The organism is Pseudoalteromonas sp. P1-7a (assembly GCF_001401855.1).
Taxonomy (GTDB): domain Bacteria; phylum Pseudomonadota; class Gammaproteobacteria; order Enterobacterales; family Alteromonadaceae; genus Pseudoalteromonas.
Map to the genome: position 1 here is coordinate 79,563 of NZ_LKDU01000015.1, position 10,636 is coordinate 90,198.

At 41.6% G+C, this 10,636-nt stretch carries 9 protein-coding genes; all 9 read right to left on the reverse strand.

Going from position 1 to position 10,636, the window contains the following annotated elements:
• Positions 1 to 167: 167 nt before the first annotated feature.
• Positions 168 to 2,081: a molecular chaperone HtpG gene (htpG, locus tag AN389_RS11190; protein WP_055015239.1), complete on the reverse strand. Its 1,914-nt coding sequence runs from the start codon at positions 2,079 to 2,081 to the stop codon at positions 168 to 170.
• 145 nt (positions 2,082 to 2,226) lie between these two features.
• Positions 2,227 to 4,131 carry an MFS transporter gene (locus AN389_RS11195; protein WP_055019809.1) on the reverse strand — a complete coding sequence of 635 codons (1,905 nt, stop codon included), beginning with the start codon at positions 4,129 to 4,131 and terminating at the stop codon, positions 2,227 to 2,229.
• A gap of 274 nt (positions 4,132 to 4,405) precedes the next feature.
• Positions 4,406 to 5,014 carry a recombination mediator RecR gene (gene recR / locus AN389_RS11200; protein WP_055019810.1) on the reverse strand — a complete coding sequence of 203 codons (609 nt, stop codon included), beginning with the start codon at positions 5,012 to 5,014 and terminating at the stop codon, positions 4,406 to 4,408.
• A gap of 5 nt (positions 5,015 to 5,019) precedes the next feature.
• A complete protein-coding gene (locus tag AN389_RS11205) occupies positions 5,020 to 5,346 on the reverse strand; it encodes a YbaB/EbfC family nucleoid-associated protein (protein ID WP_055015242.1) in 327 nt (108 codons plus the stop codon).
• Between the two features lie 59 nt (positions 5,347 to 5,405).
• A complete protein-coding gene (dnaX, locus tag AN389_RS11210; RefSeq protein WP_055019811.1) occupies positions 5,406 to 7,868 on the reverse strand; it encodes a DNA polymerase III subunit gamma/tau in 2,463 nt (820 codons plus the stop codon).
• A gap of 3 nt (positions 7,869 to 7,871) precedes the next feature.
• Entirely contained in the window at positions 7,872 to 8,417 is a 546-nt protein-coding gene (apt, locus tag AN389_RS11215; RefSeq protein WP_055015244.1) for an adenine phosphoribosyltransferase, read from the reverse strand.
• A gap of 172 nt (positions 8,418 to 8,589) precedes the next feature.
• On the reverse strand, positions 8,590 to 8,712 hold the full coding sequence (locus tag AN389_RS20780) for a hypothetical protein (protein ID WP_004588125.1): 123 nt from the start codon (positions 8,710 to 8,712) through the stop codon (positions 8,590 to 8,592).
• Positions 8,713 to 8,783: 71 nt separating this feature from the next.
• Entirely contained in the window at positions 8,784 to 9,536 is a 753-nt protein-coding gene (locus AN389_RS11220; RefSeq protein WP_055015245.1) for a DUF2063 domain-containing protein, read from the reverse strand.
• A 10-nt stretch (positions 9,537 to 9,546) separates the two neighbouring features.
• The gene (locus AN389_RS11225) at positions 9,547 to 10,374 is read right to left on the reverse strand and encodes a DUF692 domain-containing protein (RefSeq protein ID WP_146258078.1); all 828 of its coding nucleotides are present in this window, start codon (positions 10,372 to 10,374) and stop codon (positions 9,547 to 9,549) included.
• Between the last annotated feature and the right edge of the window lie 262 nt (positions 10,375 to 10,636).

Here is a 10,636-nt window from a genome sequence, read left to right on the forward strand (position 1 = left end):
ATGGATAGTTATTTTTAAAGCCTGAATTCTTCCACAAGCGCTGCAGATACTCAAGCAACTTATACTAATTGCCTACTTTAGATCGCATAAAAAAAGGAAGCATACGCTTCCTTTATAATTATGGTTATCTTTTAAGCTATTTTAGCATTTAAAAGAGCCTGTTAGCCTTACTTATTCAAATCAAGCATTAATTTGTTTAAACGTGTTACAAAACCGGTAGGGTCTTTTAATGTGCCACGTTCAGCAAGTAAAGCTTGGTCTAGTAATACATGAGACCACTGTGCAAACTTATCTTCGTCTTGCTCATCGTTTAAGTGCTTAACTAACTGGTGCTCAGGGTTAAGCTCAAACACTGGCTTGGCCTCTGGTACAGGTTGGCCTACTGACTCCATAAGCTTTTGCATTTGCGAGCTCATGTCGTTCTCATCGCTCACAACACAGGCAGGAGAATCTGTTAAACGATGCGTAAAGCGTACTTCCTTAACTTCTTCGCCTAGCGCTGTTTTAATGCGCTCAATTAAGCCTTCTACTTCTTTTTCAGACTCTTCTTGCGCTTTCTTCGTTTCTTCGTCGTCAAGCTTACCCAAATCAAGGTCGCCACGGGTGATTGACTGGAACGATTTTTCGTTAAATTCAGTTAAGTGGCTCATCATCCACTCATCAACACGGTCACTTAGTAATAATACTTCGATGCCTTTTTTGCGGAAGATTTCTAAGTGCGGAGAGTTTTTAGCGGCAGTAAACGAATCAGCAACTACGTAGTAAATTTTATCTTGCTCATCGTTCATGCGCTCAATGTATTGCTCAAGCGATACATCTTGTGTTTCTGAGTCGGTATGCGTAGATGAGAAGCGTAGTAATTTAGCAATGGCTTCTTTATTTGCTGTATCTTCTGCTGGGCCTTCTTTGATTACTTGGCCAAACTCGTTCCAAAATGTTTGATAGTCTTCGGCTTTGTTTTTAGCCATGCGCTCTAGCATTTTTAAAATACGAGACGTACACCCTTTGCGTATAGCTTGCGTTACTTTGTTATCTTGTAAAATTTCGCGCGATACATTTAGCGGTAAATCGTTTGAATCAAGTAAGCCTTTTACAAAGCGCAGGTAACTTGGCATAAACTGCTCAGCGTCATCCATAATGAAAACACGTTGAACATACAGTTTTAAGCCACTTTGGCGCTCACGGTTCCATAAATCGAACGGCGCTTTTTTAGGGATGTACAATAAGCTTGTGTACTCAGTTTTACCTTCAACTTTATTGTGCGCCCAATTTAACGGCTCTTCCCAATCATGGCTTACATGCTTGTAAAACTCTTTGTATTCTTCATCAGAAACCTCTGACTTATCACGTGTCCATAAAGCGGTTGCACGGTTAATGCTTTCCCACTCACCTGGAACGGCTGGGATTTTTTCGCCATCTTCGCCTTCAGACTCAGGCACTTCTGCTTTATACATTTGTACAGGTGTAGAGATGTGATCTGAGTATTTAGTAACGATGCTACGCAGTCGGTATTCATCCGCGTATTCTTTTTCTTCTTCACGCAGGTGTAAAATAATATCCGTACCACGCCCTTCTTTTTCAATTTCTTGTAACGTGTACTCACCTTCACCTTGTGACTGCCACTCGTACGCTTGTGTTTCACCTGCTTTACGCGTGCGTACTGTCACTTCATCAGCCACAATAAAGGCTGAATAAAAACCAACACCAAATTGACCAATTAATTGAGAGTCTTTGCTTTGGTCACCGGTTAAGTTTTTGAAAAACTCAGCAGTACCCGACTTAGCAATAGTGCCTAAAGAGCTAATCACTTCTTCACGCGTCATACCAATACCATTATCAGAAATGGTAATTGTGTTCGCTTCTTTATCTGCGCTAATACGTACATGTAAATCGGCATCACCTTGGTAAAGGTCACCATTAGAAAGCGCTAAAAAGCGTAGCTTATCGGCAGCGTCTGATGCATTTGATACAAGTTCACGTAAAAATATTTCTTTATTCGAATATAACGAATGAATCATTAAGTTTAATAGTTGTTTTACTTCTGTTTGAAAGCCTAATGTTTCTTTTTGTGCTGCAGTCATTTATGTATCTCCAATTAGCAAAGTGTCTGCGTTATGCACTTAATATGGGGTGAGGTGGAGTAACTTCAAGGGAAAAATTTAAAAAAGCAGCATTTGCACTTATATAAATAAAAAGCCACATATAAATGTGGCTGCTGGGGTTAAATTACGGTGTGTTTTTAGCGTACTGGGCTTTTAAAGCGCTGACTTGTTCGTGTAAATAATTAGCGCTTACCTGCTCTGCGTCAATTGGCTCTCCTACACTCACCGATACTAATGACCATTTTAGGCGAGGTAGTTGCCATTTTGCTTTACGGCTAAACATGCTGCCCCATAAACCACCTAAGTGGACGGGCACAACAGGCACTGGTGTGCGCGCTATAATGCGCTCAATGCCACGTCTAAACATGTCCATTTCACCATTACTTGTTAGTTTTCCCTCAGGGAAAATACCAACTAACTCACCGCGTTCAAGCGCGGCGGCAACCTCATCAAATGCTTTGGTAAACGCCTTTGGGTTAGCTTTTTCGCTATCAATTGGAATAGCTTTTGCCATTTTAAATAACCAATGCAATGCTTTTGAATGATAAATGGGCGCAAACACCATAAAGCGTATAGGCCTAGGCGAAGTGGCTAAAATAAACATCCAATCTACAAAGCTAACATGGTTAGCGACAATAACGGCTGCGCCTTCGTTTGGAATATTTTCATGTCCTTTTGTGCGCACACGATACATGCATATGGCTAAAATATAGATCACAAAGCGCAAGAAAAATTCCGGCACCTTAGTGTAAATATAAATAGAAATAAGTAAATTAAGCCCCGCTAAAAGTAATAGTAACGACGAAATATGCCACTGTAAAACAGAGAGCGTTACAATACTTAATATGGCACTGCCAACCATAAAGAGCGCATTAAGCACATTATTAGCAGCAATCACTCGCGAACGACTTGCCTCCTCGGTACGCTGCTGAATAAGCGCATACAGCGGCACAGTATAAAAACCAGATGCAATACCAATACCTGCCATCCAAACAAAATGCCATATCATATCGCCCGTATTGAGCACTTGCTTTAGTGTTAATAAATTTTCAGAGGGCGCGATATATTCACTAATAGCCGGCTCTTGGCTTAAAAAATACAAAAATAACGTTATTAAAATAGCGCCAAAAGGTACAATTCCCAGCTCAATACGTGAGCGTGAGAGCTTTTCACACAACAAAGACCCCACGGCAATGCTTAGCGAAAACACCACCAGCGCACTGGTTACAACGAGCTCATCGCCACCCATTACATGCTTAACGTAATTAGGTAATGCCGTTAAAATAACCGCACCTATTAGCCAAAACCAGCTTATACCCAACACCGATTTACCAACCGATTCTGTTTGAGCATTAAGCGCTTTAAATACATCTTTAGTGGAAGTAAAAATATTATAGGTAAAGCGCAAGTTTGCATCGTTCGCTTCACTAATAGGAATAAACCGGCTACTTAAAAAGCCAAGTACAGCTAATACTAATACCGCGATGCTGATTACCGTTGGGCCTGTTGTTTGGGTAATAAAATAGGTGCCAAAAATAGTGCCCAATAAAATGGCTACAAACGTGGCAGACTCAACTAAGCCATTGGCTTTTGTTAGTTCGTTGGGTGCAACGTGCTGCGGTAAAATAGAATACTTGAGTGGGCCAAAAAAGGTACTTTGCAGCCCCATAAAAAACACGGTTGTAAGCATTAGCCACACATATTGCGTAAAAATAGAAGCCGCGCCAATAACCATAATTGGTATTTCGCAAAATTTAACAAGCCGTATGAGCTTTGATTTTTCTGTTTTTTCGGCCAGTTGCCCCGCCATCCCAGAAAATAAAAAGAACGGTAATATAAATAAGCCCGCTGCAAGGTTTGAATATAGCGCACCATCGCCTAGGGTTGTAGCTTGAAACACCAATAATATAAGCACAGATTGCTTATACACATTATCATTCATAGCCGATAAAAACTGCGTTACAAATAGCGGTAAAAAACGCTTACTGCTGAGCAAACCGTCTTTATTCCCGTGTTTATTATTTTGCATAGTACTCCTTACTAATCAGATAAATTCCTGATGTTTGCTTATATCAACTCGCCCACTTGAGTGGCCTTTTAGGGCGCAAGTGCCGTGCAACAATCACGCTATTTAGTTGTTGTTAGTCAATAATTTATAACATAACAACGCCAAGTTTAACTCATTTATTAATAAATATGATTACTGCTAAGCTCACACACGTTATACGGTATTAAAAGAGCAAACACAAAAAAGCCTACATATTTTACTATGTAGGCTTTTAAAACAATTTCAGATAGTGATGCTAGTCCTGCACAACCGCTCGTCGGCCGCTAAATGCGTGCATTAACGTTGTGCCATCCACTAAATCAAGTTCGCCACCCACAGGGATACCATGCGCTATACGCGAAGCGCCAACTTTATATTTATGGCAAAGTTGGGCAATATAATGTGCAGTGGTTTCGCCCTCAACGGTGGGGTTGGTAGCTAAAATCACTTCGTTAATTGCACCATGCGAGAGCTTTTGTTCAAGTATATCTAAGCCAATTTCTTTGGGGCCAATCCCGTCAATCGGCGATAAATGCCCCATCAATACAAAGTACAAACCAAGATATTGGCCTGTTTGCTCTATAGCCAACACATCGGTAGGCGACTCAACAACGCAGAGCACGCCACTGTCTTGGCGTTTTGGGCTTAAGCAAATATCACACTGAGCTTGCTCAGTAAAGGTGCGACACGACTGACAATGCCCAACCGCAGACATGGCTTTGGTTAATGCGTTACCAAGTTGGGTCCCGCCTTTACGGTCGCGTTCCAGTAAATGAAATGCAATGCGCTGAGCAGACTTAGGGCCTATACCCGGTTGGCAACGTAGCGCTTCTATAAGCTGTGTTAAACTATCTGAAAGTTGCATATTTATTAGAACGGCATTTTCATACCTGGTGGTAATTGCATACCGCCAGTAACTTTACTCATACGCTCTTGCGTTTCGTCAGCAACGCGACGAACAGCATCATTACATGCTGCTGCAAGTAAATCTTCAATCATGTCTTTGTCATCTTCCATCAGGCTATCATCAAGCTCAACACGACGCACGTTATGATTACCAAGCATGGTTACTTTTACAAGGCCTGCGCCGGCTTCGCCAACAACTTCCATTGTTGCGATTTCGTCTTGGGCTTTTTGCATGCGCTCTTGCATTTGCTGCGCTTGCTTCATCATGTTACCCATTCCACCTTTAAACATAATTTTCTCTCTTTCTTTTAAACTCTAGTTGTCATGAAGATAAGGGCGATTGTATTTAATTACAATGCCTGAATACTGTTTTCGTCAATTTCGGCGCTAAATAGCTGCTGAAATTGTACTATGTTTTCATCTGATGTGATCACATCAATAGCTTGCTGATGCCGCCCAGCATCAATTTTTTGCTGAATTAAATAAGGCGAGTCAATCACCCCTTTGGCAAAGTTAATACTTAGCGATACGTTATGTCCGTAAATGCTTGATAACGCTGCATCGAGCTTTTGCCTAAGCATGGGCGTATCTAAGTGTTTTTGAGATTCATCCACGTCAATATGCAAACTGTCGCCTTGCTTGGTAAAAATCGAGTGTAATGCAAATTGACGCATTCGCCCACCTAGCCCCATACGCTTAATTAAATAAGCCCACTCATCTTGCTGATGCGCAAATTTAATCTCGCTAATTGGACTTTGAAAATCATCTGGAACCGGTATAGCAGGCTCTTGCTCTATTACCTCTGGCTTTTTTTGTGGGTTAATTTGCTCAAGCAGCTCAGGGGCTAAGTTTTCAGTAATTGTTTGGTGCTTTTCTTTAAAATCAACCTTACGCACTGGCTGGCTTTGCGTTACTGGCTCAGCCGGCGTTAGGCTCCCTGTTACTGGGAGCGCTGGCTTTTTTTCGCTGTCACCTTGCGCGTGGTCATGCCATGGCGGTGAATCATTTTGTGACTCACTCGCTTGCGAGCGTGTATTGTGTGGCGTTTCTTCAATGAATGGCGCTGCTTGATCAGACGCTTTTGGTGTTTGCGCATGCTCAGTGGTATTTACACTTTCCCCTGAAAGCCTGCCTGCCCCCGATATATTTCTATCACGTAAAATTCGCGCAATAGCTGATTGTGCTTGAGCTTCTTGTTCTCGCACACTGCTATCTTTAGTATTGGCGTTTTCAGCGGCGGATTGTGTATGTGGCGCTACAGGTGCCGGGTTATAACCTTGATCTACAGCACTGCTCATAACATCATCAAATTGTGCAGCTAAGCTTTGCTCCATATTACTGTGTTGCAAATATGCATCGTCTTCACTTTGACGCTCAGCGGCCTCGTCATTCTTTGCAATGTGTTCATTTTGCTGCACAGGGCTCGGCATATCGTTTTGGGGACTTTGAGCCGCAGGTGTTAAGCTGTTGCTGTGTTGCTCACTTGGCGAGCGTGTTAGCTGCTCTGTGGGCGGGTGCGCTACTGGTTCATCAGTTGTTTGACTTTGTGCTGTGCTTTGGCTGTGCTCAACCATTGGTTGCGCAGCTGGGGTTTCGTTTTGCGATGGCGTTTTATTTTTATTTAATATATCACGCAGCGCATCGGCACGGCCTTTACTATTGGTAGGCGCAGGCGTTGCTGCACTTTGTGTATTGCTTGCCCCAGGAAGCGATTGAGCAGGTGTTGTACCTGCGGACTCAAATGCTAATAAACGTAGCATTATCATTTCAAAGCCTAAACGAGGCTCTGGTGCCCATTGTAAGTCTTTTTTACCATTTAATAGTAACTGATAATACACCTGTATTTGTTGAGCCTGAGTGTGCTGTGCAACATGGCTAATATAATCGGCGTTTTTATCATCAAGTTGCGCTGCTTGCGGGACCAGTTGAGTTAACTGAATAAGGTGAGTTAATGCAATTAAATCATCAAGTAGTGCAATATAGTTAGGGTTTCGGCTCGCTACTTGGGCTATTTCATCCATGAGTGCACCACCGTCTTGTGCTAACAAAGCAGCAAGCAAACTTTGGCTATAATGTGTGTCCATTAAACCAAGCATGGCTTGCACGGCTTGGTTGTTTATGTCGCCGTTGGTTTGCGCAATAGCTTGATCTGTTAAGCTTAAGGCGTCTCGCATACTGCCATCGGCGGCTTTTGCAATAATACTTAGCGCATCTTTATCAAAGTTTAGTTGCTCTTGAGTAAGTACATGCTCAAGCTGAGTTTTAATTTCGCTTTGCGAAAGTGCATTTAAGTTAAACTGTAAACAGCGCGATAAAATGGTAACAGGTAACTTTTGCGGATCGGTGGTTGCCAGTAAAAATTTCACATGCTCTGGCGGCTCTTCTAACGTTTTTAATAACGCGTTAAAGCTATGCTTTGAGAGCATGTGTACTTCATCTATTAGGTATACTTTATAACGTCCACGCGTGGGGGCATATTGAACATTATCAAGAATTTCACGAGTATCTTCTACTTTGGTGCGAGAAGCGGCATCAATTTCAAGTAAGTCAATGTAGCGCCCTGCTTCTATATCAGTACAACTACTACATTGCCCACATGGAGATGCCGATATACCTTCGTCACAATTTAAGCTTTTAGCAAAAATGCGTGCAATGGTTGTTTTACCCACTCCACGGGTTCCAGTGAATAAATAAGCGTGATGCAGTCTATTTTGCGTAAGCGCATTAACAAGCGCTTGCTTTACATGAGACTGGCCAACCAATTCATGAAAGGTTTGCGGACGCCATTTTCTAGCTAGAACCTGATAACTCATCAATTACTCGCCTTCAAACTCAACAAGTTTTAAGATTTTAATACCCATTTTTTCTACACGCTGCTCACCACCAAGCTCTGGTAATGAAACAACAAACGCAGCATCAGTGGCCTTGCCACCTAATTTTGCAACTAGCTTTGCTGTGGCTTCAATTGTGCCACCGGTAGCTAATAAATCATCCACTAATAATACTTTGTCGCCTGGGACAATCGCATCAACATGAAGCTCTAATGTGTCTTCGCCGTATTCAAGTAGGTAATCTTGGCGAATCACTTCGCGTGGTAGCTTGCCTGGCTTACGAACAGGAATAAAAGGGATCCCTAACGCGTATGATAGCGGCGCACCAAAAATAAAGCCGCGAGATTCTGTTCCAATAATTTTTGTAAAGCCTTGGTTTTTATATTCGTTTATAAAAGCATCGATTGTTGCTTTAAAGGCTTCTGGATTTGCCATTAGTGTTGTTACATCACGAAACATAATGCCTGGTTTAGGATAGTCGGCAATGGTTGCGATACTGTTTTTAATAATAGCGGGTGTTACTTGAGTCATAAGTTTAATTGCTCAATAGTTTATATTTCAAAGCAGCTGATTATAACCTTAACTGACGTTAAAATGCGAGTTTGCTGTTATTAATACCGAGGTGGTTTGAAAATTATACGAGTGGAGGAAGAAAAGAAGCGTAAGGCTGATAAAAACAACAGCCTTAATAGAGCTAGGAGCTTTAAGTTAGGCTTGTGATCCAGCCTAAAATCGCATTTAAACAGCCAATACCCACAAAAACTGCTAAAAAAGCAATAAAGTAAGTAGCGTTAAACGGATCTTTAAAGTCTTTATCATCTGACATTGGTATAACCTTTTTTAAGCACGACAAATAAGGCTGCCATGATAGACGAAGTAAAATAATCTATAAAGACCTTAATGTTGATTTTTTGTCACGATAATACCGCGCTCGGACATTGCATTAAGCGTACTTAACGCACCTTGCGCAATTTGTTGTTCACTAAAATTAGGCGCATGAACTAAAACCTGCTGGCATACACTCTCAAACTCAATGCCCGCATTTGATTCTATTATTGAAAGTAGCAAAGCGGTCATTGCATTCGTAGCTAAAAACTGCACGTCATCGTTATCATCGCGGTATACAACAAAGTAATTAGGCTGCTCAGATGGCGTGCTGGGTATATACTCTGTGCTGATATGTTGAACCGCATACTGGTAGCTTAAATTACGTGCAACACTCGATAAGTAAAGTGCAGAACTGGTCAGTTCAGTACTTTTTAAGCGTTGCTCGCTGGTATCTTCATTAGCCACGGAAACATCAAGCTCTATCCACTCGTAATGTGCCAACTCCAGCATAAATGCATAATCGTATTCTTGCAGGGTATAACTGCTCGATAAGTAATTAATAAACTCTCCTGCTATGTCTAAAAAATAAGGTGACTTACAGTCATGCTCACTAAAAAATGCTCTTACTAATTTTTGCCATTGCTGTTGTGTGTATAACGTTTTAAGCACCGGAAACCCAGATGAGATAAACCCTGCAATATTATTAAAGAATAGGTCGCGGTAAATCGCCATACGTCTATCTTCAATACCTTTAGGCTTTGGGTTATGCTCAGGCTCTCGTATGTGCGCCATAAACTCATTTTGACTGTCAATAAAGCTCATGTTTTTTCCTTTATGCTAATTGCTGAGAAGACGATGCGCATAACTGCTTATTTTGTAAATCGTGAATAATATCAAGCTCTTTTGTAAGTGTATTTATACTTGGGATATTAAAATCACGCTCCAATAAGGTAGGAAACACCCCATGCGCTTGGTACGCTTTATCAAGCAGATCCCATACGGGGTCAATAACATCAGCGCCGTGGGTATCAACAATTAAATCATCGGCTTCATTGTAGTGCCCAGCTACGTGGCCATAGGCAATACGTTTTGAAGGCAACCCTAATAAAAACGTCTCAGCATTGTAACCATGATTAATTGAATTAACATAAATATTGTTCACATCTAGCAGCAGTTTACAATCTGCTTGCTCTAAAATCGTATTGGTAAATTCAAGCTCAGATAACTGCTGGCCAGGTGCCGCGTAATAAGAGACATTTTCAATGGCTATTTGTCGCTCTAAAATATCTTGCACTTGTTTGATGCGAGGTACAACGTGCGCAATAGCCTCTTCAGTAAAAGGGATTGGCATTAAATCGTACATATGCCCTTTTCCAGAGCAGTAGCTTAGGTGTTCACTGAAAAGTTTAATGTTGTACTGATCAAAAAACGTTTTTAGCGATTTAACAAATTCAATATCAAGAGGTTCAGGCGACCCAATAGAAAGCGATAAACCATGGCAAACAAAATTATTGGCGTCTGTTAAGGTTTTAAATTGCTTTTTAAAGCGTCCTCCCAGCTTAAGCCAGTTTTCAGGCGCGACTTCCATAAAATCAATTTGCTTTGGTGTATGCGCAAGTAGTTCATCGAGCATCTCTCGACGAAGACCTAAGCCCACCATCCCAAATGCTGAGTTTTGTGTTGCTCTCATCATTATCTCCTAAAACAAAAAGGGCCTTTTGGCCCTTTTAGCATAACGTAAGTAAGGTACTTAAATCAGCCTGTTATTGGCCACCACATTTACCTTCACCGCACTTACCTTCTTTTTTGCCTTTTGCGTCGCCACCACATTTCCCTTCGCCGCACTTACCTTCTTTTTTACCTTTTGCGTCGCCGCCACATTTGCCTTCGCCGCACTTACCTTCTTTTTTACCTTTTGCGTC

Bases quoted from the DNA above. Each gene is read 5' to 3' on its own strand.
- AN389_RS20780 (WP_004588125.1), bottom strand. From the start codon at position 8,712: ATGTCAGATGATAAAGACTTTAAAGATCCGTTTAACGCTACTTACTTT.
- apt (WP_055015244.1), bottom strand. From the start codon at position 8,417: ATGACTCAAGTAACACCCGCTATTATTAAAAACAGTATCGCAACCATT.
- dnaX (WP_055019811.1), bottom strand. From the start codon at position 7,868: ATGAGTTATCAGGTTCTAGCTAGAAAATGGCGTCCGCAAACCTTTCAT.
- AN389_RS11220 (WP_055015245.1), bottom strand. From the start codon at position 9,536: ATGAGCTTTATTGACAGTCAAAATGAGTTTATGGCGCACATACGAGAG.
- htpG (WP_055015239.1), bottom strand. From the start codon at position 2,081: ATGACTGCAGCACAAAAAGAAACATTAGGCTTTCAAACAGAAGTAAAA.
- AN389_RS11205 (WP_055015242.1), bottom strand. From the start codon at position 5,346: ATGTTTAAAGGTGGAATGGGTAACATGATGAAGCAAGCGCAGCAAATG.
- AN389_RS11225 (WP_146258078.1), bottom strand. From the start codon at position 10,374: ATGGTGGGCTTAGGTCTTCGTCGAGAGATGCTCGATGAACTACTTGCG.
- AN389_RS11195 (WP_055019809.1), bottom strand. From the start codon at position 4,131: ATGCAAAATAATAAACACGGGAATAAAGACGGTTTGCTCAGCAGTAAG.
- recR (WP_055019810.1), bottom strand. From the start codon at position 5,014: ATGCAACTTTCAGATAGTTTAACACAGCTTATAGAAGCGCTACGTTGC.